Origin of the sequence: Thioalkalivibrio sp. ALJ12 (genome assembly GCF_000378305.1) — a bacterium.
GTDB lineage: Bacteria > Pseudomonadota > Gammaproteobacteria > Ectothiorhodospirales > Ectothiorhodospiraceae > Thioalkalivibrio.
In genome coordinates, this window is sequence record NZ_KB899540.1 from 406126 (window position 1) to 431548 (window position 25423).

The window sequence follows — 25423 nt, forward strand, 5'->3', positions numbered from 1 at the left end:
TCCCTATCGCGGGCCTGGATCATCTTCCGACCCATCCCCCGCGGAATTGGTTGCAGGGTCATCGAAACCACTCAACCCCGTCAGGATTTCCGGGTCTTCCTCGGCCACTTCCGAGGTATCCACCAGGGCCGTACTCCACTTGACCCTGAAGTGTTTCCAGAGGCTGGCCACAAACGCCGACAACGGCACAGCCAGGATCATGCCGATGATGCCACCCAGCGCCGTCCCCCAGAAGAAAATCGAGATCACGACAATCGCCGGATGCAGTCCGGAGCGATCCGCCATGATCTTCGGCGTGAGCAGCCAGCTCTCGATCAGCTGCACCAGGGCAAACACCACGAGCACCAGCGCAACCAGGGTCAATCCGCCACCCTCAGGCTGGAGATAGGCCACCGGAAGAGCCAGCGTCAAGCCGACGATCGTCCCCAGATAGGGCACGATATTGAGAAACCCCAGCATCAACCCGAACAGGATCGCCGCCTGCAGGCCGATCAGCGAGAACCCGGCGGCCAGCAGAACCCCCATGATCAGGGCGATCACCACCTGCCCCTGGAAGAACGCCGTCACATAGCCGACAAACAGGCGGCCCAGGAACATCAGCTCGCGCTGGGTCTGGGGCCGAAAGACCGACAAGACCTCGCGCCCGCCCTCCTTCAGGCGTTCGCCGGACAGCAGCGCAAAGAACAGATACAAGGGCACAAAGGCCAGCCCGACGACTACCGTCACGTAGTGCATCAGCTGCGAGCCCACACCCTCCAGGTTCGGCATGATGCTCTGGAGATCCAGGTCCTCCAGCATCGAGGCCACGCGCTCGGTGGCGTCAGGGAAATTGCGCGAGAATGACTCGTAGGCATTCTCCGCCAGCTCCGGGGCACCCTTGATGAACTCCTGAACCTGATGGCTCGCCGTGGGCACCACCAGTACGGCGACAACCACCAGCGCAATCAACACCACACCGAACAGCGAACTCACCGCCCCCATCCGCGAGAATCCCGCAATCCGCTGCAGCCAGCGCACCACCGGGTAGAGGATCAGGCTCAGCACCCCGGCCACCGACAGCGGCAAGAGCAGCGCGTAGAAAAACGACACCACCTGCCCCAGCAACCAGACCAGCAGGGCCACCAGCCCGGTCAGCACCATGAAGGCGGCGAGCACAGCGACATAGCGGAACAAGGTCCGCTCGAAGGCGCTGAATTCGATATTCGATTGCGGCTGGTTTTCCACGGAGGGCTCGCATGAGGGGGTCGTTCGACCGTAACCACCCGGCCATGATCTGCCACGGTGCGCACCATCGTTTCAGGCACTGCATCACAAAAATATGGCGCTCGACCCAGGCCCGAGTACGCGCGGCCCCTCCCGAGGGACGCTGATTCAATCAGCTAGAACAAATCCGCCCACTCCGTCAGGGCAAACCAGATCACGTATCCCCCGTAGAGAATCAGAAAGATGACGCTAAGGATCGTGATCGGGCGAAAGCCCTTCACCCGCACTTCGTAGGAAACATCCTCGCCGCGCGCCCGCCGCCGCCTCACCTCCAGCCAGCGCGATACCCGCCACCAGACAAACAGCAGGATCAGGACAACGGTCAGGAACTTCAGCATCGCGGTTCGTTTCCTCGCACTCGGCCCGGGTAGGCTCTGAACGCGACACTACCCGAGAACGTCACCCGCCGCATCGTCATCCCGCCGCCGCACCCCACTTCGCCACCCCGGCCGCAGCGCAGCGAAGAGCCGGGATCTCCGCAGCCATGCACCACCCCGACGCCCGAGATCCCGGCTAACCGCTCCGCGGTTTCCGGGATGACGACACAGAGGGTGACGCACAGCGTCCTGTGTTGCTCAAGCTCCTGTGGGAGCCTGCTTGCAGGCGAAGCCCCCGCCAGACCCGACTCTTCCTAGCCGCGCCGCTTCGTATGCCGCGTGGCCGGCGCATTCCATGGATCCTCCGGCCAGGGGTGTTTCGGATAACGCCCCTTCAGCTCGCGGCGCACCTCCGGATATCCATTCTCCCAGAAGCTGGCGAGATCCTGGGTGACCTGCACCGGCCGCCGTGCCGGCGACAGCAGGTGCAGCACCAGCGCCACGCGGCCGCCCGCCACCCGGGGCGTCTCGCCCAGGCCGAACAGCTCCTGCAGCTTAACCGCCAGCACCGGCGGGTCCTGCGTGTAATCAATGCGGTGAGCGGAACCGGAGGGGACTTCGATCCGCGCCGGCGCCTCCCGCTCCAGTTGCTGCTGGTGGCCCCAGTCCAGCCGCGCGCGCAGGATCGCCGCCAGATCCAGCCGCTCCAGATCCCGGCGCCGTGTAGTCCCTGCCAGATACGGCCCCAGCCAGTCCTCGAGGGTCATCAGCAGCGCGTCGTCGCGCAGATCCGGAAAACCGGCCCCCGGCATGGTTTCGTGCAACAGCTGGATGCGCGCACGGAACTGGGTCGCGGCGTCATCCCAGGGCATCAGTGCAAGGCCCTCGCGGCGCAGCCGCTCGCACCAACGCGGGACGGTGGCGGCGGGGTCGTCCAGCGCGACCATCTGCCGCTCCACCACCAGCGTGCCGATCCGTCGAATCCGCGCGTTCTCCAGCCGCGCGCCGTCCTCCACCCAGTCGCAGCGCGTCTCGCGGTGGAAGAGTTCCGGCGCCTCCTGCTCCAGTGCGGCCAGATCCAGCGCCACCGCACAGCGGATGCGGGCCTCGCGGTCGGCATCCGTGCAGTCCACCGCCACCAGGTAGTCGGCATGCGCCAGACGCTCGCGTTCCGGTAGCCACGCGCCGCGACCATTCCCCATCACGAAGCGACCGGCAGCCTCGCCACGGCGGCGTGCGATGCGCTCCGGCCAGGCCAGCGCCGCCAGCACGCCCACCGCCGTGCTTTCGTCCAGTACCGCATCCATAACGGCGGGGCGGTCCCCGGCTCGCGCCAGCGCCTGCTCCAGACGCCGCAGCCCGGATTGCCAGGCCCGGCCACCGGAGCGCCGCGCGCGCTCCAGGCGCGCACCCAGCTCCAGCGGAGCCCCCGGCCCGGCCACACCCGGTTCCTCCACGGCTACCGCCAGTTCGCAGGCCAGGCGTGCCAGCCCCCGCTCGCGGCCCCGCAACAGCATGTGCGCCAGCCGCGGGTGGGTCGGCAGGCGTAGCAGGGCCCGCCCATGCCCGGTCATCCGACCGGTGGCATCCACCGCACCCAGTTCCGCGAGTACCGCCTGCGCGGAGGCCAGGCCCTGCGCGGGTGGCGGCTCAAGCCAGTCCAGTTCGGCCACCGCCTCGCCCCAGCCGGCCAGTTCCAGGGCCAGCGGCAGCAGGTCCACCTGCTGCATCCCCGGCGTCGCGTAGTCCGGGCGCGCGACCTCGTCGGCCCGCGCCCACAGGCGGATCGCGACGCCGGGCTCGGTGCGTCCGGCACGCCCGGCGCGCTGCTCGGCGGCGGCCTTCGAGGCCGGGAGCGTCACCAGGCGCGAGAGCCCGGTCGCGGCATCGAAGCGCGGCTCGCGGGACAGCCCCGCGTCGATCACCACGCGCACGCCCTCGATGGTCAGCGAGGTCTCGGCGATGTCGGTCGCCAGCACCACCTTGCGCTCGCCCGCGGGCGCCGGGCGCACGGCCCGGGCCTGCTCCTGCGCCGACAGCCGCCCGAACAGCGGCGCGATCTGCGCGGGGCCGGAGGCCGTGTCCACCCCCTCACCCAGGCGCGCGGCCACTTCGCGGATCTCGCGCTCGCCGGGCAGGAAGACCAGGATCGAGCCCGTCTCCGCCGCCAGCGCGTCGCGAACCGCCTGCGCCACGCCGTCAGCCAGCGGGGCATCCTTCGCCGTTGGGGCGTAACGGACCTCGACCGGGAACTGCCGCCCACGCGCTCGCAGCACCGGCACGGCATCCGCCTCCGGTCCGGCCAGCAGCCGGGCCACGGCCTCGTCGTCGAGGGTCGCCGACATCACCACGATGCGCAGCTCCGGGCGCAGCAGCCGACGCACCTGCAGCGCAAAGGCCAGCGCCAGCTCGGCCTCCGGCCGGCGCAGATGGAATTCGTCGAAGACCACGGTGCCAACCCCTTCCAGCAGCGGGTCACCCTGGATGCGCCGCAGGAACAGCCCATCGGTGACCAGCTCCACCCGGGTGCGGTCCGAGACCTTCTGCTCGTCGCGCACGCGATAGCCGACCGTCTGCCCGGCCGCTTCGCCCAGCTGCGCGGCCATGAAGGTCGCCGCCATGCGCGCGGCCAGTCGACGCGGCTGCAGCACGATCACCCGGTCCTCGGGGCTGGAGGCGGCCAGATGCAGCGGGACGCGCGTGGTCTTGCCGGCGCCCGGCTCGGCCACCAGCACGGCGGCACCGCGCGTCTGCAGCGCGGCATCCAGGGGGTCCAGGAGGTCTTCCAGCGCCCGGGCCTGCGGCGCCTCATTCAACTCTTTCGCCATCTACAGCGGTCAGTTCGCGACCACGCGCGTACCGGCCTGCACGCGGTCCCCCGGGCGAGTGACCACACGCTCGCCCGCCTCCAGGCCCTCGAGGATCTGCGTGGCGAAGCCCGAGCGACGCCCCACCTCGACCTGGCGCGGCTCGGCACGGCCGTCCTCGACCACGAACACCGACCACTCGCCGCGGTCGCGGAACAGCGCGCTGGTCGGAACCTGCAGCACCTCATCCCCTTCCCACAGCAGGAACTCGGCCTCCACGCGGTAGCCCACCGCCAGCCCGGCCATGCGGGCCTCCACCGCGTCGAGGTCGAGGATCACCGGCACGCGCTGCTCGTCCACGCCCAGCGCGGAGATCCTGGTAAAGCCGAACGGCTGCACCCGGCGTACGGTGCCCTCCAGTTCGGCATCGCGGCCCCAGTCGGTCAGCCGCACGCGCATGCCGGGCACCACGCGCACCGCGTCCATGGACAGCAGGTCCACCTGGACCTCGAGGTCGTCGAGATCGCCCACGACCAGCACCGGCTCGCCGGCCCCGATCGTGCCCTCGCAGCAGCGATACCGCTCCAGGATCACGCCTGCGGCGGGCGAACGAACCGTCAGGGCATCGGCCTCGGACTCCGGCATCTGTCCACTGGCAATATCCAGCACCACCCGCGCGCTCTCGACCTCGCTGCGCGCGACCTCCACCGCGGATTCGCCGGCGCGAACCGCCGAGCGCGCCCGATCGCGTGCGGTCTCCATACGCTCCACCTCGGTGGCGGAAACCGCACCCCGATCGAACAGCTCTTGATAACGGCGATATTCCGATTCCGCGAAGCGGGCCTCCGACTGCAGGTTCTCCAGATTCGCCTCGGCGCTTCGAAGCCGCGACCGAGCAGCGGCGAGATTCTCGCGCGCCTGCTCACGCGAACGTGCATCCAGCGCCGGGGTCGGCAAAGGCTCCATGCGGAAGAGCGCGTCGCCGAGCTCGACGGCATCGCCCTCCTCGAGCCGGACGCGATGCAGGAAGCCGGCGATCGGCGCCGACACCGTAAAGGTGTCGCGCAGCCGCGTGCGCCCTTCCTCGCGCACGGTCTCTTCGAACGGGCCGGCCTCGACCGTGGTCAGCGATACCGGCACCGGCTGCGGGCGCAGCGCCCATACCAGCGCGGCCACCCCTGCCAGCACGATGAGCCCAACCGTGATTCGCTTTTTCATCGCCATAGGATCAGTCTCGCAAATCCCGCCACTCCGCGCTTCCCCCCTCATCGCCCGGCGTGTCGGAGCGTATATCTGCAAAGTGCCACCCTCGGTTATCACCTGAACGGTGGTTGGCAACCAGCCGCTGTGAGGCTAGGCATGGTCCGGCATCCGGTGTTTACGGTGGCTTCTGTCCGCCGCCTGCCATGCGCTGTTTCGGCAGCGCGCCACGAGTTACTTCTTTGCTCGTGCAAAGAAGTAACCAAGAAACACGCCCGGGATTCGCCCAGGAACCTTGCTCCGGCCGCGCCAGGCCGGCGGCGCTGAAACTCGCTGCGCTACGCTCCGCTCAGACAGTCAGCGCCTCTTTTCCGTCCCGAGGACCCCTCCGCAAGGGGCTTCATACGGGGGGATAAGGTCAAAACAGAAGGTCTCCCCGCGCTTGTACTTAACTCCAACGCCGTAGGGTGCGATTGAGCACAGCGAAACGCACCGTTCCAACGTCGGGGCAACCCTGATGCGATTCGCTGCGCTCATCGGCATCCTACCCTTAGCGCCCGCTTGCGGGCGCGGCACGCCATGGCCGTAGGCCGCGCGTGCCCAAGATGTCGGAAGACCCAGCCTCCATCCATGTGCTACGCCGCTGGGACAGCCGTTGTTTGGACCTTCACCCCCGTTGTCGTCGCGCCGAGTGGAGAGGGTTTTCGCGGGAAGAGAGGCGCTGACTGTCTGAGCGGAGCCGAAGGCGCAGCGAGTTTCAGCGCCGCCCGCGAAAAGCCTCGGAGCGAGGGAAACCCCGGCCCGCACAGCGGGCCGGGCTCGCGGCAGTCGGGCGTGTTTCTTGGGTACTTCTTTGCACGAGCAAAGAAGTACCTCGGGCTCGGGGTGCGCTGCCGAGACAGCGCTTGGCAGGCGGTGGACCAAGGCCACCGTAAACACCAGATGCCGAACCAGATCCAGCCAAAAAAGGCGGGCAACAACGACCGCTACTCCGCCGCCTTCAGGGCCTGCACACGGTCGAGCTGCTGCAGACGCCTCCAGGCGAGAAAGGCGGTCAGACTGGCCGCGACCAGGATGCCGAGTGCGGCGAAGCCGTAGGCCTGCGGCGTGATCACCAGCGGCACGCGGAACAGGTCCATCGCAAAGGCCTGGTTCAGCAGCCAGGCGAAGCCCGTGCCGGTCAGCCAGGCGACCGGGATCGCGGCCAGGGTCAGCATCGCGATCTCGCCGAGCAGGATCCAGCTGACCTGGCCGCGCGAATAGCCGAGCACCTCCAGCGTGGCCAGGTCGCGGGCGCGCTCGGCATAGGTGATGCGTGCGTTGTTGTAGGTCACGGCAAAGGCAATGGACACGGCCAGCGCGACGAACACCATCGCGAACACGATGATGGTCTCGCCGATGTACTGGCGGATGTTGCGCTCGGCCTCCGCGATCAGACCAACGCTGGCGACCCGCGGGCGGTCGGACAGGCTGCGGAACAGCGCATCCTCCTGTGCGCGGTCGGTCAGCAACCAGGCACCGGAGACCGCCGGGCCCTCGCCGATCAGGCGGTTCAACGCCGGGCGGTACATATAGGCCCCGACACCGATGGGCTCCTCCACCACACCGGCCAGCGGCACCGAGACGGTGCGGCGGCGCCCCTCCAGGATCTCCACCTCCACCGGGTCGCCCACGTGCAGCCCGAGCTGTTCGGCCAGATAATCCGTCAGCAGGATGCCCTCGTCCGGCAGTCGCCCGCGCCCGCCGCCCATCGGCAGTTGCCGCAGGCGCGGTTCGGCGTCCAGCCCCAGCAGGCGCACGCGCTCCTCGCGGTTCACGCCGACCAGCCGCACCGGTACCGCGCGGAAGGTCTCCACCGCCAGCACGCCCGGCTCGTGACGCAGCTCGCCGGCCGCGCGCGCCGGCACGGGATCGGTGAACTGCAGGTCGATGTCCATCTGCAGCACCTGCCCGTACTGGGTGTCCAGCATCTGGGTCACCGCGTTCAGCTGGTAGGCGCCCATCAGCAGCAGCCCGCCGGAGAGGCCGATGCCGATCACTGACAGCACGGACTTGAGGCGGTGGCGCGCGAGGTTGCGCAGGATGATCCGGGTCGGCTGGTCGAACGCGCCCCAGGCCGCCGAGCGCTCCAGCCAGCCGCGATGAAAACGTTCCGGGGCCGGCGGGCGCATGGCCTCGGCCGGTTGCATGCGCACCGCCTGCCAGACCGCGCGGAAGGTGCCGAGCATCGCCGCGCCCATGGCCACACCCACCGCCAGCACCATCACCCAGCCCTGCAGGCGAAAGCTCATCTCGGGGAAGCGGAAGTATTCGGCGTAGATCCCGGCCAGGCCCTGTGCGGCCCAGGCCCCGAACGCGAGCCCCAGGGCGCAGCCCACCAGCACGATGCCGCCGGTCAGCAGGGCATAGTGCCCGGCGATCGCGCCGTTGCCGTAGCCGAAGGCCTTGAGCACGGCGATCGGTTCGCGCTGGGAGCGGATGATGCGCCCGACGACGACATTCAGCAGAAACGCCGCGACGGCCAGGAATATGGTCGGCAGGATCGCCGCCTGCGCCCGCAGCTGGGTCAGCTCCTCGGACAGAAAGCGATGCGAGAACTGGTCGTCGCGGCCATAGGCCCCCATGCCGCCGTAGGGCGCCAGTTCCCGGTCCATCGCCTCGATCACGGGGGCCGGGTCCGCGCCGGCCTCCAGGCTTACGGCCACCGAGTTGAACGCCCCCTCCATGCCGTAGGCGGCGGCCAGCGCGCGGCGGTTCATCCACAGGATGCCGTAGCGTTCGTAGTCCGGCAGCAGGTCGGTGGGGCTGATCTGATAGACAAACTCCGGCGACAGCGCGATGCCGCTGATCTGCAGATCGGTCAGGCGCCCGTCGATGATCGCGCGCAGGGAATCGCCGGCCCGCAGCTCGTGGGCCTCCGCGAAGGCCTCGCTGACGACCACTTCGCGCTCGCGCCCGGCCTCCGGCAGCCGCCCCTCGCGCAGATAGAGCCGGTTCAGCAGTGGCTCGCCGCCGTCCGGTATGGAGAGCACCGTGCCGCGGATCGGATCGTCAAAACCGGCGACCTCCAGGCGCACCGGGGCCTGCACCCGGGTCTCGATCTGGTTGATCCCCGGCGTATCGCGAAAGCGCTCCACCGCGCTCTCCGGCGCGCGCGTGATCTCCGCGAATACATCGGCGAACTGGTATTCCGAGTAGAAACGGTCCTTGGTGATCGTCAGGGCGTCGAGGCTGGTCACGGCGATCACCAGGGTCATTACGCCGCTGGCGATCACCAGTGCGATCGCCGCCGCCTGCCCCTTCAGGTGGCCGAGGTCACGCAGGATCTTGCGGTTCAGCGCGCGCATGGTCGGCCGCGGTCGCTACCAGTGCAGCTCGGCCGGCGACTGGCGCGTGGCGTTTTCGTGGATCTCGCTCACGCGCCCATCGCTCAGGTGGATCACCCGGTCGGCCATCTCGCCGATCACCGCGTTGTGAGTGATGATCGCCACCGTCGTGTCCAGGCGCTCGTTGATGTGCTGCAGCACCTCCAACACACGGATACCGGTCTTCGAATCCAGCGCGCCGGTCGGCTCGTCGCACAACAGCACGGCCGGCTGCTTGGCGATCGCGCGGGCGATGGCCACGCGCTGTTGTTCGCCACCGGAGAGCTGCGAGGGAAAGTGGTCCATGCGGTCCTCCAGCCCGACCAGCGCCAGCGCCTCCTCCGGTGACATCGGGTCGCGCGAGATCTCGGTGACGATCGCCACGTTCTCGCGCGCGGTCAGGCTGGCGATCAGGTTGTAGAACTGGAACACGAAGCCGACATGGTCACGGCGAAAGGCCGTCAGCGTGCGCTCGGAGGCCTGCGCCAGGTCCTGGTCGCGGTAGCGCACCTCGCCCTCGGTCGCGGTGTCCAGCCCGCCCATGATGTTCAGCAGCGTCGACTTGCCGGAGCCCGAGGCCCCCAGCATCACCACCAGCTCACCGGTGTACAGCTCCAGGTCCACCCCGCGCAGGGCGTGGATGGTCACCTCGCCCATGCGGTAGACCTTGGTCACCCCCGCCGCGCGAAAGATCGTCTCCCGCGTGGCCACGGGGGCCGGGGACGCGCTCATGCGGGAGCGGCCACCAGGTGCGTGGTTTGCGGTGCCGAGGCCCCCGGCTCGGGCGCGCTCGGCAGGATGCCGCCCTCGCCATCCAGGCTCATGGACCACAGGCTCAGCAGCAACAGCAGAATGATCAGGATCGGGATCAGGACACGTGGTTTCATCGGACAGGCCCTCGCTCGCGACAGTACCCCAATGCTGCCACAAAGCCTCCGGCACGGCGTCGCCAAAAGCAGCGCCACCGCCCCGGCCAGGCCAGGCCAACGTCGGGGTTACGCCCGGAGATCGCCACGTCGCCTTCGGCTCCTCGCGATGGCGTTGTTTCCTGTCCCGTTATTGCGAGGCCCCTTCAGGGGCCGTGGCACAAACGCGCGCAGCGCGTTGAATGGCCGCAGGCCGGCCCGCATGGAGAGCGAAGCGAATAATCTCCTGAGGCTGTCAGCCAGGGCAAATCGTGGACGCCCCGCCAGCTTTCGGAGGTTGCTTCGTCGCTGCGCTCCTCGCAATGACGGGGGGCAAAAGCAAAGTCATTGCGAGGAGCCGAAGGCGACGTGGCAATCGGCCAAAGCTGTCTGCACGCAGGAACAGGTGGCTTCGACCGGAGATCGCCACCTCGCTTCGCGACTCGCGATGACGGTGGCACGAACGGCGTCGCGGGGGCCCCCGATTTGTTGTTTTGCGCCCAAATATTTACCCTATGCGCACCGTCCGGCCTGCCGCAGACGCGCCGAGCATCCCGAAATCGCGCGCCGCAGAGCCGTTTTGGCACCACAAGCGGTGCCATGCCAACCCGTTTCAACAACGCAAGGAGTCAACATGTCCGCACTCATCTGTGGGTCCATCGCGTACGACACCATCATGGTGTTCCCCGACCGCTTCAAGAACCACATCCTGCCGGACAAGGTGCACATGCTGAACGTGTCCTTCCTGGTCCCGGACATGCGTCGCGAGTTCGGCGGGTGCGCCGGCAATATCGCCTACAACATGAAGCTGCTGGGCGGCGAGCCGACCATCATGGCCACCGTCGGCGGCGACTTCGCCCCCTATGCCGACTGGATGGACAAGCACAGCATCTCGCGCAAGCACATCAAGGAGCTGAACGACACCTACACCGGTCAGGCGTTCATCACCACGGACCAGGACGACAACCAGATCACCGCCTTCCACCCGGGCGCAATGGGCTTCTCGCACCAGCAGAAGGTCACCGAGGCCGACGGCATCAAGGTCGGCATCGTCTCCCCGGACGGCCGTGACGGCATGATCGAGCACGCCCAGCAGTTCGCCGAGGCCGGCATCCCGTTCATGTTCGACCCGGGCCAGGGCCTGCCGATGTTCGACGGCGACGACCTGAAGCGCTTCATGGAACAGGCGACCTATGCCGCGTTCAATGACTACGAAGCGCAGCTGACCTCCGACCGCACCGGCCTGAGCCTGGAGCAGATGGCCGAGATGGTCGACGCAATGATCGTCACCCGCGGTGGCGAGGGCTCCGACATCTACACCGGCGGCAAGAAGATCACCATCCCGTCGGTCGAACCGGCCGCGATCAAGGACCCGACCGGCTGTGGCGACTCCTACCGCGCCGGCATCCTGTTCGGCCTGGAACAGGGCTACGACTGGGAAACCACCGGCCGCATCGCCTCGCTGATCGGCTCGATCAAGATCGCCCACTCCGGCACCCAGAACCACCACTTCACTGCCACCGAATTTGCCGACAAGTTCGAAAAGGCCTTCGGCTACCGCTACTAAGCGACCTCACGCCGCCCCGGGCACTCCGCCCGGGAACGCAAAAGGCCCGGCCCGAGTTTCCTCGGTCCGGGCCTTTTTTGTGGATGGCACCCGCTCCGACCCCTGCCCCGTGGGAGCGTGCTTGCACGCGAAGCCCCTGCCTGCGCCCGGCTCTGGCAGGGGCTTCGCCGCCAAGGCGGCTCCTACAATAAGAACTGTGACTCCAGGGCTAGTCGCGCTGGTAGGTGCCGACCAGGCGGTTCATGCCGATCACGTGGGGCTCGGCGCGCTCCAGGAACTGCCAGAGCGTGAGGCCGGCAGGGAGCTGAAGGTCGCGGTCCAGCGCCAGCAGCCAGAAGAAGTAATGGTGCTTGCCGTGGCCCTCGGGTGGCATCGGGCCGCCGTAGCCGGTGCCGCCAAAGTCGTTCTCGCCGACATCGCCCAGCGTAGCCGCCTCGGGCAGGCCGTCGGTATCCGGCGGCAGGTTGTAGAGCACCCAGTGCACAAAGCCGTAGGTGCCGGACTTGATCAGCGGGGCATCCGGATCATGGCAAATGACGGCCAGCGAACGCGTTTCCCGCGGGAGGTTGCTCCACTTGAGCGCTGGCGAGGTGTCCTCGCCCTCGCCCGTATGGCGCTTCGGGATCGGCTGACCCGGACCGAACGCGGAACTGGACAGCTGCAGGTCGGACAGTGCAAAACCCATCGCCAATCTCCTGATCAATGCGTACCCGCCACCCTAACGCGCGCCCCGGGCCCGCACCAACCGGTTGCAGCCGCCCGCCGTCACGCGGATCATCGAGGGCATGCTGAATGCTGTAAAACGCTGGCTGGGCCGAGAAGACCCCCTAACCGGGGCTGCGCGCGCGATCGACCGCGGCCGATCGGGGATCGAGACCGTGCTGGGCCTGCCCCACCGTCTCGCCGTACCACTGTTGCGCCGCCACTTTGGCGAGGCGGTGCATCCCTCCGACGAAGAATTCCGCGAGACAGGCCAGAACGGGTACTGGTCCCTGCCCACGCCCGGTTCGGAGTTCGAAGTCCGCCTGTTCGGCGACGATACCGGGCGCGTCACCGTCGGTACGGTCCGCGGCACGAACGTCTATTCGGGGCTGGTGGTGATCAGCGAATGGTCGCCGGAACACCCAGTGGCCGTGTGGCAGGTGCGCCTGGAAGAGTCGGCCACGGAGTCCGCCCGAACGCTGCACGACTTCCTGCTGAGCGACGCCTCTTCCTAGCGACCCGACGATGGACGATCACGAACAGTCGATTTCGCTCGTACTGGGAAGCGGCGGCGCCCGCGGCCTGGCGCAGATCGGGGTCATCCGCTGGCTGGAGGAGCACTCCGACTACCGCATTCGCTCCATCTCGGGTGCCTCCATGGGCGCCCTGATCGGCGGCATCTACGCAGCGGGCAAACTGGACATCTACGAGGACTGGGTAAAGACCCTTCGCCGTCAGGATGTCTGGCGGCTGCTGGACTTCTCGTTTCGCGGTGCCGGGCTGATCCGGGGCGACCGCCTGATCGGCAAACTGCGCGACATGCTGGGCGACATCGACATCGAAGAGCTGTCGATCTCCTTTACCGCGGTGGCCACCGACATCGAGCGCGAACGCGAGGTCTGGCTGAACTCCGGCTCGCTGTTCAACGCCATTCGCGCCTCCATCGCCATCCCCACCGTGTTCACCCCGGTGCGCCATCGCGGACGGCTGCTGGTGGATGGCGCCCTGCTGAACCCGGTACCCATCGCGCCGACCCTGAACGACCACACCGACATCACCGTGGCCGTCAGCATGAACGGGCGCATGGGCGACGAACTCACGCGCGTCACCCGCCCCAATGCCTTCGATGACGTCGAGGCCGAAAAACTGGGACGCAGCCGCCTGAATCAGCGGCTGCAGGACGTATTGCCGGACCGGGTCGGCGGCTGGCTACAGGACTGGCCAGGCAAGCTGGGCCTGGGCTCCACGACCGACGGCATGAGCCGCGCGCAGGAGGCCCGAGCGCTCAGCATGATCGACGTCGTCTCCCACTCCATTGAGGCCATGCAGGGCTCGATCGCGCGCTTTCGCATCGCCGCCTACAACCCCGAACACCTGATCGAGGTGCCCGTAAACGCCTGCGGCATCTTCGACTTCCACCGCGCCCGCGAGATGATCGAACTCGGCTACCACCTCGCCGAACGCAGCCTGGGGCACCAACAGCGTTCGCCCCACCCCCCGTAGGAGGCCAGCCCTCTGGCCGATGGGTTTTTGTCGGCGCCCCATCGGCCAGAGGGCTGGCCTCCTACAGGAAAGGCGAAACGGCCTGCTCAGTGCTTGAAATGCACGAACAGGCGGCCGTGGTTCTTCGAGTCCTTCTCCACCCGGTGGTAGCGCTGCTTGATCTCCGGCTGCTGCAGGAAACGCAGCACGCGCTTTTTCAGTTGCCCGCTGCCCTTGCCGTGGATGATCTCCACCGTCTTGATGCGCTTGTCGCAGGCCTCTTCGATTGCGCCGTTGAGCGCCGCATCGATCTTGCGCCCGTTACGAAAGCACTCGTGCAGGTCGATGGACAGTCGTGACATCGCTAACCAACGGCGCTCAGTTCACCGTCACCACGATGCAGCGCGCCAGCTGCTGCACCTTGTGCGACACACTACCGGCCAGCAGCCCCTGCAACCCGCCCAGCCCGCGCGAGCCCATCACAATCATGTCCACATCGTGGTACTCGGCCTGCTGCAGGATCACCTTCGCGGGCGAGCCATCCTCGATATGATGGCCGATATCCGTCACGCCCAGCTCGGCGAAGTACTCGTGCGCCTGTTCCACCAGCTTTTTCGCTATGTCGCGCAACACCTTGGGCGGCACCGCGGATCCAATGGCTGCACCGCCGACCGCCAGGGGCGGGTCGTCCGGATCGGGCAGCTCCGACAGCTTGCGGATATGCGGCGGCACCTCGCCCTGCAGCAGCACGCTGACCAGCACCACCCGCGTCTGATACTTGGCGGCCAGATCCGCTGCCACTTCCACCGCGCGCCAGGCGTTGGCCGAGCCGTCCACCGGCACCAGCATGGTCTTCAGTTCCATCGGCTCCGCGCTCCTCGTTACAGGCCATCGCGCTGGCCCAGTGCCCCAGCCTGCCAGAGTCGCCGCGCCACCGCATCCGCGTGTCGTCTGCGCCCGTCAACGCCCTATACTCGGGACAACACAGCCCCGGAAGAACCCATGACACGACTGTTCGAGAAGACCTACCCGCAACCCGGCACAGCCCCGGGCCACGGGGTGCACGCTCACGAACACCCTCACCCTTCCGAGGCCGTTGTTTCCGCCTGGCACTACCACAACGAACAACTGAACCCCCAGGACCCGGAAACCGTGATGCATGAGGGTGCGCCGGTGGACGGATTCGTCTGGCTGCACTTCCAGGGAACACCCGGCCCACGCCAGCTTCAGCAACTGGCCGAGGCCTTCGCGCTGCACCCCCTCGCGCTGGAGGACGTGCGCCATCGCGGCCAGCGCCCCAAGCTCGACTACTTTGGCGATTATGCGGTGATCATCCTCAACCAGCCGCAGCTGGACGGCGATAGCGTGCGCCTGGAGCAGTTCAACCTGTTCGTGCACCCGCAGTTCGTGATCAGCGTGCACAGCGGCGAGACCGACCCGTTCGAGCCCATCCGCCAGCGCATGCGCGGCACCAACCGCAACTTCAACCGCCTGGGAACCCCGTACCTGGCCTATGCCCTCATGGATGTCGTCGTGGACCAGGCCTTCCCGCTGATGGAGAAACTGGGCGACCGCATCGAAGACCTGGAAGAACGCGTGCTCTCGCAGCCCAACCACGACACCCTGAGCCGCATCCATGTCGTGCGCCGCGAGCTGCTGGTGCTGCGCCGCCAGCTCTGGCCCACGCGCGACGTGATCACCCGCCTGATGCGCGACGACCAGGACCCGTTCGGCCCCGAGATGATGCCCTGGCTGCGTGACGTCCACGATCACACTATCCAGATCATGGACCTGCTGGAGTCCTACCGCGACATGGCCTCCAGCCTGATCGAGGCCTACCTCTCGGCCGTGAACCAGCGCTCCAACGACGTGATCCGCGTGCTCACCATCATCGCCACCATCTTCATCCCGCTCACGTTCATCGTCGGCATCTACGGCATGAACTTCGACCACCCCGACAGCCCGTGGTCGATGCCCGAGCTCTACACCTATTACGGCTATCCCGTCCTGCTTGGCATCATGCTCGCCATCGTCCTCGGCATGCTCTACCTGTTCCGCCGCCGCCGCTGGCTGTAACCCCCAATCACCTGCAGGAGGCCAGCCCTCTGGCCGATAGGATTCTGCCTGCGCCTGGTCGGTCCCGAGAACAAACGGCCAGGTGTGATCCCGTGGTGTCTACGGTGTACAGAGACTGTCATGCCGCGGACCATCCTGGACCGAGCGGAGGCCAATACTCTCGCGCATCAGATCCAGCAGGCCATCGACCGCAAACGGATCTTCAGGCTCGAACATCGCTCCCACGCCGTGCTCATCCAGCCGCATCACGATGCAATGCCAGACGTGGGCCCGGTCATCCCCGGACTCCTCCGGGCTCACGGTCAGCCGCAGTCTCGTATTTTTCGAGACAACCGAATCCGTCAGTTCCAGATACAACCCGCTAAGGCTGACATCGCGGACCCGGCCGCTTGCTCTGTACTCAGAGTCGCCGGCCAGAGTCTCCACCTCGGCTTCCACACGGACGGCCCTGCGACGCCCCTCTCGAAGATCCATTATCTAACTCCCGTCTTGGCCCCATCGGGCACTGGATTGTCGTTTCGCGGCCCCAGACTCTAATGCATCCGGATAGGGAGTTAACGGTGCCGGACACTCCGGGCACCAAGACTCAAGACGGGATAAGGCTACGGTAGTAAATTGAATTCAATAGGTTTTATACAGAGCAGTGGCAGTTTTGTGGTCCTGTAAGGCGCGTTTAGCTCCAGAAATTCCCCCCGGGGTACCAGGCACGGCCTGCCCCCCCCAGCGAATGGGAAAAAGTACGCCCACCGTTCTGTTGGCAGACCACCTGCCGCATCAACTCCGAAGGTGGTGACAGCGGGAGGCAAGGGGCACCGGATGGCATACGCTTCACTCGGCCGCCAACCCCAGCCCGTTCGGTGCCGCTACCCACCATGCTGCTCACGTTGCGGATCGTGTTCGCCCTGCTGGGCCTTGGCGTCGCGCTGATGCTGTGGCACGCAAGGCAGGTGTTTTCGGTCGAGTTGTGCGATGGCGGCGGCATGCGCGCGACCGGATAGCGGGTCGCTCCCGCCGATTGCCGCGGCCCCTGCGGGACCTTGCAATGACGGGTAAGAGAAGCACCGTCATGCGAGGAGCGCAGCGACGTGGCGATCCCCCTGGGCGGCCCGGGCGTCGGGGGCACGCCGAGAGGTTTCGCACTGCGCAACAAAAAGGCGCCCGGGATAACCCCGGGCGCCTTTTGATCTGAACCGGGCGAACCGCCCGGCTCGGGCCTTACTGCTGGTACTGCTCCAGGTCGAAGCGGTCGGCGTTCATGACCTTGGTCCAGGCCTGGATGAAGTCCTTCACGAACTTCTCCTCGTTGTCATCCTGGGCGTACACCTCGGCGTAGCTACGCAGGATGGAGTTGGAACCAAACACCAGGTCGATGCGGCTGGCCGTCCACTTCACCTGATCGCCCTGGCGATCGCGCACCTCGTACACGCCGTTGCCCGCGGGCTGCCAGGCGTAGGCCATGTCGGTCAGGTTGACGAAGAAGTCGTTCGTCAGCTGACCTTCACGGTCGGTGAACACACCATGCTGGCTGCCACCATGGTTGGTGCCCAGCACGCGCATACCGCCGATCAGCACGGTCATCTCCGGCGCGGTCAGCCCCATCAACTGGGCCCGGTCGAGCAGCATCTCTTCCGGCTTGACCACGTAGTCCTTCTTCAGCCAGTTGCGGAAGCCATCGGCCAGCGGCTCCAGCGGCTCGAAGGAGTCGGCGTCGGTCATCTCGGCGCTGGCGTCACCCCGGCCCGGGATGAACGGCACCAGCACATCGTGACCGGCCGCCCGGGCCGCCTGCTCGATGCCCACGCTACCACCCAGCACGATCAGGTCGGCCACGCTGGCCCCGGTCTCGGCGGAGATCTGCTCGTAGACCTTGAGCACACGGGCCAGGCGCTCGGGCTCGTTGCCTTCCCAGTCCTTCTGCGGCGCCAGGCGGATGCGGGCACCGTTGGCACCACCGCGCATATCGGAGCCACGGAAGGTACGGGCGCTGTCCCAGGCGGTCGCGACCATCTCGGCAATGCTCAGTCCGCTCGCGGCGATCTTCTGCTTGGCGGCCTCCACGCAGTAGTCCGTGTTGCCGGCCGGCACCGGGTCCTGCCAGATCAGATCTTCCTGCGGCGCGTCCGGCCCGATGTAACGGGTCTTCGGGCCCATATCGCGGTGGATCAGCTTGAACCAGGCGCGGGCGAAGCAGTCCTTGAAGTACTCGGCGTCCTTGCGGAACGCGTCCATGTACTTGCGGTAGACGGGGTCCATCTTCATCGCCATATCCGCATCGGTCATGATCGGGTTATGGCGGATGGACGGATCCGTGGCGTCGACCGGCTTGTCTTCCTCCTTCATGTCCACCGGCTCCCACTGCCAGGCGCCGGCCGGGCTCTTCTTGAGCTCCCACTCGTGGTCGAGCAGGGCTTCGAAGTAGCCCATGTCGAACTGGGTCGGGTTCTTGGTCCAGGCTCCCTCGATGCCGGAGGTGATGGCGTTCGCGGCCTTGCCCTGCATGTTGGGGTTCTTCCAGCCGAAGCCCTGCTCCTCGACATCGGCCCCTTCCGGTTCCGGCCCCAGCGCGCCGGCATCGCCGTTGCCGTGGCACTTGCCCACGGTGTGGCCGCCGGCGGTCAGCGCCGCGGTCTCCTCGTCGTTCATCGCCATGCGGGCGAATGTCTCGCGCACCTGCTCGCCGGTCTTCAGCGGATCAGGCTTACCGTTAACCCCTTCCGGGTTCACGTAGATCAGACCCATCTGCACGGCCGCCAGCGGGTTCTCCATGGTGTTGGGCTTTTCGACGTCGCCGTAGCGTTCGTCGGACGGTGCCAGCCACTCCTTCTCCGCCCCCCAGTAGGTGTCCTTCTCGGGGTGCCAGATGTCCTCGCGTCCGAAGGAAAAGCCGAAGGTCTTCAGACCCATGTTCTCGTAGGCCACATTACCGGCCAGGATGATCAGGTCGGCCCAGCTAATCTTGTTGCCGTACTTCTTCTTGAGCGGCCACAGCAAGCGGCGCGCCTTGTCCAGGCTCGCGTTGTCCGGCCAGCTGTTGATCGGCGCGAAGCGCTGGTTGCCGGTGCCACCGCCACCCCGGCCGTCGGCGATCCGGTAGGTACCCGCCGCGTGCCAGGACATGCGGATCATCAGCCCGCCGTAGTGACCCCAGTCAGCCGGCCACCACGCCTGGCTCTCGGTCAGCAGCGCGTGCATGTCCTTCTTCAGGGCCTCGAAGTCGAGCTTCTTCACCTCTTCCCGATAGTCGAAGTCCTCGCCCATCGGGTTCGTCTTGCGGTCATGCTGATGCAGGATGTCCAGATTTAGCGACTCCGGCCACCACTCCGTGACGGAGTGGCCCTCGGTGGTCTGGCCACCGTGCATGACCGGGCACTTGCCCATGTTCTGCTGCTCACCCATGTCGTTCTCCATGTTCGCTGCGTTGAGCGTGTTCGTTCGTCTTTCGGAAACCGCCATCCGTCTACACGGCAATGGCTTTCTTTAGGGCCGCGAGCCATTCCACTCCGGATTCCAACCGGCCGAAGAACGGCTTGCTGCCCGTCTCTCTATGAAGGTAGGCCCCAGGCGTCATGGGTACCAGTTGAGATTGCCCATCCCGGCGATAGCCCGTGGTTATCGCGCCGCCGAGTGCTGCGGATTGCGCACAGGGTGGACGACCTTCACTCCTTGCCCCCACCAACATCCCTATCCTGCTCACTTTCAACATCCGCGGATACGGCTACCCAGTCCGACCAACCCCCTGGCCTCCCGTTCACCCCAACCCCTCCCACACCGGCCTCGCCACCATGCAGCGAGTAGCCCACCAACCCGGTCGCCGCGCAAAGCGTAACGCGCGACTCACACCACAAGCCGCCAGTGGACCAACGTCCACCCCCCCAATGACACAACATACGGATCACAAACCCTCATAGGAGCCAAACGCCACTACATATCGGTACAGTGCAACCAAACTAAAAAGAGATAAGGTCGTAACCATATAGAAACGGAACTACTTCACATGGACGGACCACCGAACCACTCCGCACTTCCGCAAAATACCCGGGCACCGAACACCACGTCAGACACTCGCTAGCTGACTGATTTCATTGCCCCCCCCCACTCGGCTGAATATCGAACTGAATACGCGCGCACGTTAATCCAATCTCCATCCGAGCCACCCAATCACCGTTGAGAGGAATACCCACATGCCCGCAATGTTAGATACCCTAGATGAGCTAATTAGTGAAGGCGAAAAGTTCACGTACGAGAACTTTCGCGCCACCACTTCCCGTCACGGATACCCAGCTGCGTACTCCGAGGAGTGGGTCGTATGGCAGTCTCGCGCAAGGACCTTCTTGGAGGCTAAATTTGGCCAAGACTCAGTCCCGGCTCAAACCTTGCAAAAGGGCCTTGTTATTCGCGTTCTCGGATTTGGCGAAGAAAAGTTCACCAATGCGAAAACCATGATACTGAGTTCGCTAAAGTCGGCACGGGCTAGCGTGGCTGATGAGGTACTGCCCGAAGTGGGAGCATTGGACGTAAGTCCGGATGGGAAACCACGTTCTAGCAAGGTTTTCATTGTTCATGGACATGATGAGAGCGCAAAGCAGGAGATGGAAATATTCCTTACAGAACTGGGCTTGGAGCCGGTGGTACTGCACCGCAAGGCGGACGAAGGGCGGACGGTAATAGAGAAATTCGAAGCCCACAGCGATGTCGGGTACGTCTTCGTGCTCTTGACGCCAGATGAGTTTGCGTATCTAGCATCTGAAGCCGAGGTTCCAGAAAGTGACCGACAGATCGAAATCCGATCAAGGCCGAACGTTATATTCGAGTTCGGCTACTTCGTTGGGAAGCTGGGGCGAAACAGAGTCTGCTGTCTTCACACTGGTTCCGTCGTGCTACCTAGCGACTTGGGCGGCTTGGTGTACAAACAATATACGACCAGCATTGAAGAAAGTGGATACTCGATAATTAAGGAGCTGAAAGCGGGTGGATACAATGTAAAAGTATGATATTAAAATCGACACCCATCCGACCCTCTTACTTCGCGCGGCTGATGGCATACGTTACGGCTCATCCGTGGGTATATGACTCTAAGCGAATATATAACGGGGTTGGACCACGGCAACCCTCTGTAGGAACGAGACTTTCGGTCCCTCAAAGGCGGTTCCTGAGGCTTAAACGGGGCATTTCACCCGCCAAATGGGCGCCTCGGGGGTGAGAGCCCGAGGCGCTCGCGCATCAGGTCGAGGAGGCCGTCGACGTTGGTCGGGTCTTCCGTTTCGAACATCACGCCCGCGCCGTTCTCGTCCAGGCGCATGACGATGCAATGCCAGACATGGGTCCGGCCGTCGGGCGCTTCTTCAGGGCTTACAATCAGCCGCACTCTGGAATTCTCGGAGAGACCGGAAATCGGCAGCTCCAAGTACAACCCGCTGAGGCTGACATCCCGGACCCGGCCACGGGCGCGATACCCTGGGGCACCGGATCGAGTCTGCACCTCGGCGGTCATGCCGATCGCCCTGCGACGCCCTTCGCGAAGCTCCATTGGCCACACTCCCTCCGCAGCTCATTCCGCTACGGCATGTTCGTGTCTTTCTTTGGACTGTAGTACATGCGTCTGGCCCCGGCTCGCGGGCGATGCGGAACCGCCCGCACTTCGCCCCGCACGCATCGGGAGACCCCAGCTCGCCGCTGTGACATGCGATCGACGCAGGATGGCGTGCGCTACACTGGGCGCCGATTCTCGTCCCACTTGGCGCCCCATTCGGTGATGCTCCTTACGCTGTTGATCATGCTCTTGTTGCTGGGCCTGGGTGTCGCGCTGATGCTCTGGCATGCGCGGCAGGTGTTCTCGGTGGAGCTGCGCGACGGGACGGCCCGCGTGCGGCGCGGCAAGCCCCCGGCCGGCTTCCTGCGTGGCTGCGAGGACGTGGCACGCCAGTTCGGGCTCAAGCGGGGCCGAATCGCCGCCGTGCGCACCGACGCGGGCGTGCAACTGCGCTTCTCCCGCGACCTGCCAGCAAAGACCCACCAGGCCTTTCGCAACGTCTGGACGCCCCCGCCGGGCGGCGGAGGTGGCGGCGGCATGCGCGCGACCGGATAGCTGGCCGGTTCGGCGGATGGCCGCAGTCTCGCAGTGACGACTTCAGCACCAGACCTTCCTTTGCCACTCGTTATCCCTGACAGGCGATAACACCTTCGAATGCAGGCCAGCATTCTGTATTGCATTTGCGATACAATACGGGAAGGCGGTTGCGGAGACACAGGATGAAAAACACGACGTTGCCAGCCCTGCGGGTGAGCGATGGCTTTCGGCATCAGGTGGAGCAAGCCCTTGGCGAAGGGGAGACACTGTCGGCCTTTATCGAGGATGCCGTACGCCACGAGATTGACCGTCGACGAGCCCGGGCCGAGTTCCTGGCGCGCGGCCTGGAGTCCGCACGCAGCGCCCGGGAAACGGACGAGTACTACCCGGCCCAATCGGTACTCGATGATCTCGACCGTCTCTTAAGCAAGTAGTAGCCCAACCGCTGGAGTCTCAAGGATGAGTTACTCGGTACGATTTACAGCGCAGGCGCGCGAAGATCTCCTGCGGCTTGTCGCTTTCCTCGCGGAGCGCGACCCAACGGCCGCGGCCCATGCTCGGGCCGCCATCGGCGAGGCGGTATCGCTACTCGAGCGCTTTCCGCTGAGCTGCCGCATGCCCGACGCCTCCCACCCCCGCATCCGCGAACTCCTGATTCCGTTTGGCCGCTCGGGTTATGTCGCCCTGTTCGAGATCGACGATGCCGAGACGGTCTCCCTCCTGGCGTTTCGGCACCAGCGCGAGGACGACTACTTCTAATGCGTCCACGGGTAATTACAGGACCGGGCCATTGGCTCAGAGGATGTCACAGGGACCGCCAACCAACGGGGTTCGATGGCGCCGTAACCGCGAACGATATGGCGATTCGCCATCCAACAGGAGCTGCGCAGATGGAAGGGGCTGAAATTCGCGGAATCCGGGTGGGTTAGACGCGAATGTTGTGGCCTCTACTTCTTCCTGTTTTTCTCCTGGGGATGGCTATCGCGATCGTCTTTTCGGGGAATGGGGCGCGCTTCGGTACGCGCGCGTCGTATGCGGTGCTCGCAATCCTGGCGCCGATTGCGCTCCTTGCAGTGGGGAGCTGGCTGCAGGTGGACCGGGCGCCCGGATGGCTGTTCAATGGATGGGTGATCCTGACTTTGGTCAGCCCCTACTTAGTGCGGACACTATTCGTATTCCGGGAATCCCGCCGGGACGTCAACGACTAATCCGGTCACCCGAGCCATCGGGGGAGAGCAATGCTGGAACTGGGTGTGGTCGCACTGGCGACTTTCTTCGTGACCGTAGGCCCCGTGGACGTGGCGGTCGTGTTCGCGGTGCTGAGCCAGGGCATGACACGGGCCCAGCGACGCCGAGTGGCCTGGCGCGCGGCATTGCTGGCGACCGCCATCCTGATGCTGTTCGCGCTGTTCGGCGAGGCCGTGCTGTCGGTACTGGGCATCACCATGCCGGCTCTGTACACGGCCGGCGGCATCCTGTTGTTGCTGATCGGGATCGACATGGTCTTCGCGCGCAGTTCCGGTGGGGTGTCGGCGACTCCGGCGGAAACCAGCGAGGCGCGCAGCCGGGGCGACATCTCGGTGTTCCCGCTGGCGACCCCCATGCTGGCCGGGCCGGGCGCGATGGGGGCGGCAATCCTGCTGATGAGCCGGGCCGGCGATGACTGGATGGCCCAGGCGGTGGTGCTGGGCGCGCTGGCGGCGATCATGGTACTGGCCCTGATCTGTCTGCTGGTGGCATCACGCCTGCAGCACCTGCTGGGGGTGACCGGCGCCCATGTGCTGACCCGTATCCTCGGCGTGCTGCTTTGCGCACTGGCCATGCAGTTCATATTCGACGGCCTCGAGCAAAGCGGCCTGCTGGGCTGACGAACTTGCACCTCGGCAAACCGGTGCGTTTGCTGCTATGAACTAGGTAATCGCCGCCTGTTCGCATTCCGTTCGCTGTCGGCCGCGGTTCCCATCCTGTTGCATTGATTTGTGTTCGGTTAGGGGGAACCGAGGGAGGCAGCCATGAACACCCTACCGAGCTTTACCGCGCCAGCCATCGCGGGGCTGGCTTTCGTGTTGATCACGTTTTCCGGCTGCGGCCAATCGAACGACTCGGCCCAGGCCGCGGAACCGGACACCATCATCCAGGAAGAACCAGACGCGCCGGCCATGGAGCGCGCGATCGGCTTTTTGGAGTCCTGGATCGAGTTGTTCGACACCATGAGTGCGGAACTGGCCGGGGTCGAAAGCCGGGAGGCCGCCAATGAGCACGCCACCTGGCTGACCGAAGAACTGACGCCGCGCCTGGAACAACTGGCGAGCGAGATGATCGTCTTCATGGAGTCGATCGAGGAACACGAGATGGAGGTCATGGAGGCGTCGTTTGACGCCCCGGAAAACCACCAGCGCATGCTGGAACTGGAAGGGCGCATGGAGCAGTCGCTGGATCGACTGGAAGAAAACATCATGCGTGTCGAGACAGCGCATGCAACGCCGGCCCTGGAGATGGCGTGGCTGAACTTCGCCCGGACCAACGAGCGGCTGGAACGGCAGATGGAGGCCACGTTCGCCGGTGGCGCGCAGGCGGTTGGCAGTCCCGCATGGTGCGACGCCATGGCCAACACGCCCCAGGCCCAGTGGACGATGAACGACGCCTTCGCCTTTGCCAACCACTGCGTGGGGCGCTGACGCGGGGCCCCGGCATAGCTCCCGGAGCCCCGCTTGCAGGTTCAATCGACAGATTGCCGCGGCCCCTGCGGGGCCTCGCAATGACGTCACCACCTGGCGCGCCGAACGACGACGAGTGGCGCGCGCCTGCAGGCTACTGCGAGCAGAGTCCGCCGTCGACAACAAAGGTGTTGCCCGTGCAGCCGGAGGCGGCGTCGGACAGCAGGAATACCGCCATCCCGGCGCATTCCTCATTACTGACGTAGCGGCCCAGCGGGATGCGCGCCTCGAAGGACTTGTGCACCTCGTCGGCGTGGCCCGGGTTCGCCTGCTCCTCGATGGACTGCATCATGCGGTTCGCGACCGGGCCGGGGTTGAGCGTATTCACGCGGATGTTCTCCGATCCCAGCTCGGCGGCCAGGCACTTCATCATGCCCACCACCGCGTGCTTGCTGGACACATAGGGCGACAGGCCCGCAGCCCCGCGCAGCCCGGCTACGCTGGAGGTGATCACGATGCTGCCGCCATTGCCGCGACGCAGCGCAGGAAGGGCCGCCTCCGCGCCCAGACGTACGCCATGCACGTTGACGGCAAAGACCTTTTCCCAAGCCGCGTCGGAACGGCTGTCGAACGGGCCCACCTCGCCCTCGATCCCGGCGTTCAGGAACACGCCATCCAGGCGCCCGAAACGTTCCAGTGCCGTCGCGACCATGCGCTCGTTGTCCTCGCGCCGCGTGACGTCCACGGCCAGGCCTACCGCACGCTCGCCCAGGGACTGGGCGATGGCCTCCACCGGCCCGGCGTCGCGGTCGGTAATCACCACACTGGCGCCCTGCTCGTACGCCATGCGCGCCGTGCTCTCGCCAATACCACCGGCACCACCGGTGATTACGATCACTTTTCCTTCCAGGGGACTCATGCTGTGTCTCCTTCATCGTGCAGTCGGGTAACCGCGGCAAGGCGCTCGCGGACAAAACCATTATCAGCCCGGCAAAGGCCAGGCATCTTGATCCGG

The 25423-nt window shown here is 65.8% G+C and carries 25 protein-coding genes; 11 read left to right on the forward strand and 14 right to left on the reverse strand.

The window, feature by feature from the left end:
* Nucleotides 1-3: 3 nt before the first annotated feature.
* The 7 genes from F467_RS0112215 to F467_RS13770 form a co-directional block, all read right to left on the reverse strand.
* Nucleotides 4-1224, reverse strand: coding sequence for an AI-2E family transporter (locus F467_RS0112215; protein WP_018138059.1), 1221 nt, complete (start codon nucleotides 1222-1224; stop codon nucleotides 4-6).
* Nucleotides 1225-1379: 155 nt separating this feature from the next.
* Nucleotides 1380-1601: a hypothetical protein gene (locus tag F467_RS0112220; protein ID WP_017925782.1), complete on the reverse strand. Its 222-nt coding sequence runs from the start codon at nucleotides 1599-1601 to the stop codon at nucleotides 1380-1382.
* Nucleotides 1602-1894: 293 nt separating this feature from the next.
* On the reverse strand, nucleotides 1895-4408 hold the full coding sequence (gene hrpB, locus F467_RS0112225; RefSeq protein WP_018138058.1) for an ATP-dependent helicase HrpB: 2514 nt from the start codon (nucleotides 4406-4408) through the stop codon (nucleotides 1895-1897).
* A 9-nt stretch (nucleotides 4409-4417) separates the two neighbouring features.
* Complete coding sequence (locus F467_RS0112230; protein ID WP_018138057.1) at nucleotides 4418-5611, reverse strand: efflux RND transporter periplasmic adaptor subunit; 1194 nt, start codon at nucleotides 5609-5611, stop codon at nucleotides 4418-4420.
* Nucleotides 5612-6573: 962 nt separating this feature from the next.
* Entirely contained in the window at nucleotides 6574-8934 is a 2361-nt protein-coding gene (locus tag F467_RS0112235) for an ABC transporter permease (protein ID WP_018138056.1), read from the reverse strand.
* Nucleotides 8935-8949: 15 nt separating this feature from the next.
* Nucleotides 8950-9684 carry an ABC transporter ATP-binding protein gene (locus F467_RS0112240; RefSeq protein ID WP_026182188.1) on the reverse strand — a complete coding sequence of 245 codons (735 nt, stop codon included), beginning with the start codon at nucleotides 9682-9684 and terminating at the stop codon, nucleotides 8950-8952.
* Nucleotides 9681-9839, reverse strand: coding sequence for a hypothetical protein (locus F467_RS13770; protein WP_018138054.1), 159 nt, complete (start codon nucleotides 9837-9839; stop codon nucleotides 9681-9683). Before F467_RS13770 ends, F467_RS0112240 begins: the two co-directional genes overlap by 4 nt.
* Nucleotides 9840-10491: 652 nt before the next feature.
* Here F467_RS13770 and F467_RS0112250 point away from each other — a divergent pair.
* The gene (locus F467_RS0112250; RefSeq protein WP_018138053.1) at nucleotides 10492-11424 is read left to right on the forward strand and encodes a carbohydrate kinase family protein; all 933 of its coding nucleotides are present in this window, start codon (nucleotides 10492-10494) and stop codon (nucleotides 11422-11424) included.
* A 208-nt stretch (nucleotides 11425-11632) separates the two neighbouring features.
* Here the strand turns inward: F467_RS0112250 and F467_RS0112255 are convergent, their stop codons facing one another.
* Entirely contained in the window at nucleotides 11633-12109 is a 477-nt protein-coding gene (locus F467_RS0112255) for a YbhB/YbcL family Raf kinase inhibitor-like protein (RefSeq protein ID WP_018138052.1), read from the reverse strand.
* 100 nt (nucleotides 12110-12209) lie between these two features.
* Here F467_RS0112255 and F467_RS0112260 point away from each other — a divergent pair, with 100 nt between their 5' ends.
* Together F467_RS0112260 and F467_RS0112265 are read left to right on the forward strand one after the other, a co-directional pair.
* On the forward strand, nucleotides 12210-12641 hold the full coding sequence (locus F467_RS0112260; protein ID WP_018862951.1) for a hypothetical protein: 432 nt from the start codon (nucleotides 12210-12212) through the stop codon (nucleotides 12639-12641).
* A 10-nt stretch (nucleotides 12642-12651) separates the two neighbouring features.
* A complete protein-coding gene (locus F467_RS0112265) occupies nucleotides 12652-13629 on the forward strand; it encodes a patatin-like phospholipase family protein (RefSeq protein WP_018138050.1) in 978 nt (325 codons plus the stop codon).
* 86 nt (nucleotides 13630-13715) lie between these two features.
* Here F467_RS0112265 and F467_RS0112270 read toward each other — a convergent pair whose 3' ends face one another.
* Together F467_RS0112270 and F467_RS0112275 are read right to left on the reverse strand one after the other, a co-directional pair.
* Complete coding sequence (locus tag F467_RS0112270) at nucleotides 13716-13970, reverse strand: Smr/MutS family protein (RefSeq protein ID WP_018138049.1); 255 nt, start codon at nucleotides 13968-13970, stop codon at nucleotides 13716-13718.
* Nucleotides 13971-13986: 16 nt separating this feature from the next.
* Nucleotides 13987-14472, reverse strand: a complete 486-nt coding sequence (locus F467_RS0112275; protein ID WP_018138048.1) for a universal stress protein — start codon at nucleotides 14470-14472, stop codon at nucleotides 13987-13989.
* A 138-nt stretch (nucleotides 14473-14610) separates the two neighbouring features.
* On the opposite strand from F467_RS0112275, the gene corA reads away from it, so the two are divergent.
* Complete coding sequence (gene corA, locus F467_RS0112280) at nucleotides 14611-15684, forward strand: magnesium/cobalt transporter CorA (RefSeq protein WP_018138047.1); 1074 nt, start codon at nucleotides 14611-14613, stop codon at nucleotides 15682-15684.
* 99 nt (nucleotides 15685-15783) lie between these two features.
* Here the strand turns inward: corA and F467_RS0112285 are convergent, their stop codons facing one another.
* Nucleotides 15784-16158: a PilZ domain-containing protein gene (locus F467_RS0112285; RefSeq protein WP_018138046.1), complete on the reverse strand. Its 375-nt coding sequence runs from the start codon at nucleotides 16156-16158 to the stop codon at nucleotides 15784-15786.
* A gap of 398 nt (nucleotides 16159-16556) precedes the next feature.
* Here F467_RS0112285 and F467_RS13845 point away from each other — a divergent pair, with 398 nt between their 5' ends.
* The gene (locus F467_RS13845; protein ID WP_018138045.1) at nucleotides 16557-16682 is read left to right on the forward strand and encodes a hypothetical protein; all 126 of its coding nucleotides are present in this window, start codon (nucleotides 16557-16559) and stop codon (nucleotides 16680-16682) included.
* Nucleotides 16683-16899: 217 nt separating this feature from the next.
* On the opposite strand, the gene katG is transcribed toward F467_RS13845, so the two are convergent.
* A complete protein-coding gene (gene katG / locus F467_RS0112295; protein ID WP_018138044.1) occupies nucleotides 16900-19092 on the reverse strand; it encodes a catalase/peroxidase HPI in 2193 nt (730 codons plus the stop codon).
* Between the two features lie 773 nt (nucleotides 19093-19865).
* On the opposite strand from katG, the gene F467_RS0112300 reads away from it, so the two are divergent.
* A complete protein-coding gene (locus F467_RS0112300; RefSeq protein ID WP_018138043.1) occupies nucleotides 19866-20675 on the forward strand; it encodes a TIR domain-containing protein in 810 nt (269 codons plus the stop codon).
* 179 nt (nucleotides 20676-20854) lie between these two features.
* Here F467_RS0112300 and F467_RS0112305 read toward each other — a convergent pair whose 3' ends face one another.
* Nucleotides 20855-21211, reverse strand: coding sequence for a PilZ domain-containing protein (locus tag F467_RS0112305; RefSeq protein WP_018138042.1), 357 nt, complete (start codon nucleotides 21209-21211; stop codon nucleotides 20855-20857).
* 225 nt (nucleotides 21212-21436) lie between these two features.
* On the opposite strand from F467_RS0112305, the gene F467_RS0112310 reads away from it, so the two are divergent.
* The 5 genes from F467_RS0112310 (at nucleotide 21437) to F467_RS0112335 (ending at nucleotide 24429) form a co-directional block, all read left to right on the forward strand.
* On the forward strand, nucleotides 21437-21769 hold the full coding sequence (locus F467_RS0112310) for a DUF3634 family protein (protein ID WP_026182187.1): 333 nt from the start codon (nucleotides 21437-21439) through the stop codon (nucleotides 21767-21769).
* Between the two features lie 164 nt (nucleotides 21770-21933).
* On the forward strand, nucleotides 21934-22185 hold the full coding sequence (locus F467_RS0112315; RefSeq protein ID WP_020404933.1) for a YlcI/YnfO family protein: 252 nt from the start codon (nucleotides 21934-21936) through the stop codon (nucleotides 22183-22185).
* A gap of 25 nt (nucleotides 22186-22210) precedes the next feature.
* A complete protein-coding gene (locus F467_RS0112320; RefSeq protein WP_018138039.1) occupies nucleotides 22211-22510 on the forward strand; it encodes a type II toxin-antitoxin system RelE/ParE family toxin in 300 nt (99 codons plus the stop codon).
* A gap of 479 nt (nucleotides 22511-22989) precedes the next feature.
* On the forward strand, nucleotides 22990-23619 hold the full coding sequence (locus tag F467_RS0112330) for a MarC family protein (RefSeq protein ID WP_018138037.1): 630 nt from the start codon (nucleotides 22990-22992) through the stop codon (nucleotides 23617-23619).
* Between the two features lie 144 nt (nucleotides 23620-23763).
* Nucleotides 23764-24429 (forward strand): DUF3012 domain-containing protein, encoded by a 666-nt coding sequence (locus tag F467_RS0112335; protein ID WP_018138036.1) that lies wholly within the window; start codon nucleotides 23764-23766, stop codon nucleotides 24427-24429.
* A 133-nt stretch (nucleotides 24430-24562) separates the two neighbouring features.
* On the opposite strand, the gene F467_RS0112340 is transcribed toward F467_RS0112335, so the two are convergent.
* Nucleotides 24563-25327, reverse strand: a complete 765-nt coding sequence (locus F467_RS0112340; RefSeq protein WP_018138035.1) for an SDR family NAD(P)-dependent oxidoreductase — start codon at nucleotides 25325-25327, stop codon at nucleotides 24563-24565.
* Nucleotides 25328-25423 lie beyond the last annotated feature (96 nt).

Bases quoted from the DNA above. Each gene is read 5' to 3' on its own strand.
- F467_RS0112220 (WP_017925782.1), bottom strand. From the start codon at position 1,601: ATGCTGAAGTTCCTGACCGTTGTCCTGATCCTGCTGTTTGTCTGGTGG.
- hrpB (WP_018138058.1), bottom strand. From the start codon at position 4,408: ATGGCGAAAGAGTTGAATGAGGCGCCGCAGGCCCGGGCGCTGGAAGAC.
- F467_RS0112230 (WP_018138057.1), bottom strand. From the start codon at position 5,611: ATGGCGATGAAAAAGCGAATCACGGTTGGGCTCATCGTGCTGGCAGGG.
- F467_RS0112235 (WP_018138056.1), bottom strand. From the start codon at position 8,934: ATGCGCGCGCTGAACCGCAAGATCCTGCGTGACCTCGGCCACCTGAAG.
- F467_RS0112240 (WP_026182188.1), bottom strand. From the start codon at position 9,684: ATGAGCGCGTCCCCGGCCCCCGTGGCCACGCGGGAGACGATCTTTCGC.
- F467_RS13770 (WP_018138054.1), bottom strand. From the start codon at position 9,839: ATGAAACCACGTGTCCTGATCCCGATCCTGATCATTCTGCTGTTGCTG.
- F467_RS0112250 (WP_018138053.1), top strand. From the start codon at position 10,492: ATGTCCGCACTCATCTGTGGGTCCATCGCGTACGACACCATCATGGTG.
- F467_RS0112255 (WP_018138052.1), bottom strand. From the start codon at position 12,109: ATGGGTTTTGCACTGTCCGACCTGCAGCTGTCCAGTTCCGCGTTCGGT.
- F467_RS0112260 (WP_018862951.1), top strand. From the start codon at position 12,210: ATGCTGAATGCTGTAAAACGCTGGCTGGGCCGAGAAGACCCCCTAACC.
- F467_RS0112265 (WP_018138050.1), top strand. From the start codon at position 12,652: ATGGACGATCACGAACAGTCGATTTCGCTCGTACTGGGAAGCGGCGGC.
- F467_RS0112270 (WP_018138049.1), bottom strand. From the start codon at position 13,970: ATGTCACGACTGTCCATCGACCTGCACGAGTGCTTTCGTAACGGGCGC.
- F467_RS0112275 (WP_018138048.1), bottom strand. From the start codon at position 14,472: ATGGAACTGAAGACCATGCTGGTGCCGGTGGACGGCTCGGCCAACGCC.
- corA (WP_018138047.1), top strand. From the start codon at position 14,611: ATGACACGACTGTTCGAGAAGACCTACCCGCAACCCGGCACAGCCCCG.
- F467_RS0112285 (WP_018138046.1), bottom strand. From the start codon at position 16,158: ATGGATCTTCGAGAGGGGCGTCGCAGGGCCGTCCGTGTGGAAGCCGAG.
- F467_RS13845 (WP_018138045.1), top strand. From the start codon at position 16,557: ATGCTGCTCACGTTGCGGATCGTGTTCGCCCTGCTGGGCCTTGGCGTC.
- katG (WP_018138044.1), bottom strand. From the start codon at position 19,092: ATGGAGAACGACATGGGTGAGCAGCAGAACATGGGCAAGTGCCCGGTC.
- F467_RS0112300 (WP_018138043.1), top strand. From the start codon at position 19,866: ATGCCCGCAATGTTAGATACCCTAGATGAGCTAATTAGTGAAGGCGAA.
- F467_RS0112305 (WP_018138042.1), bottom strand. From the start codon at position 21,211: ATGGAGCTTCGCGAAGGGCGTCGCAGGGCGATCGGCATGACCGCCGAG.
- F467_RS0112310 (WP_026182187.1), top strand. From the start codon at position 21,437: ATGCTCCTTACGCTGTTGATCATGCTCTTGTTGCTGGGCCTGGGTGTC.
- F467_RS0112315 (WP_020404933.1), top strand. From the start codon at position 21,934: ATGAAAAACACGACGTTGCCAGCCCTGCGGGTGAGCGATGGCTTTCGG.
- F467_RS0112320 (WP_018138039.1), top strand. From the start codon at position 22,211: ATGAGTTACTCGGTACGATTTACAGCGCAGGCGCGCGAAGATCTCCTG.
- F467_RS0112330 (WP_018138037.1), top strand. From the start codon at position 22,990: ATGCTGGAACTGGGTGTGGTCGCACTGGCGACTTTCTTCGTGACCGTA.
- F467_RS0112335 (WP_018138036.1), top strand. From the start codon at position 23,764: ATGAACACCCTACCGAGCTTTACCGCGCCAGCCATCGCGGGGCTGGCT.
- F467_RS0112340 (WP_018138035.1), bottom strand. From the start codon at position 25,327: ATGAGTCCCCTGGAAGGAAAAGTGATCGTAATCACCGGTGGTGCCGGT.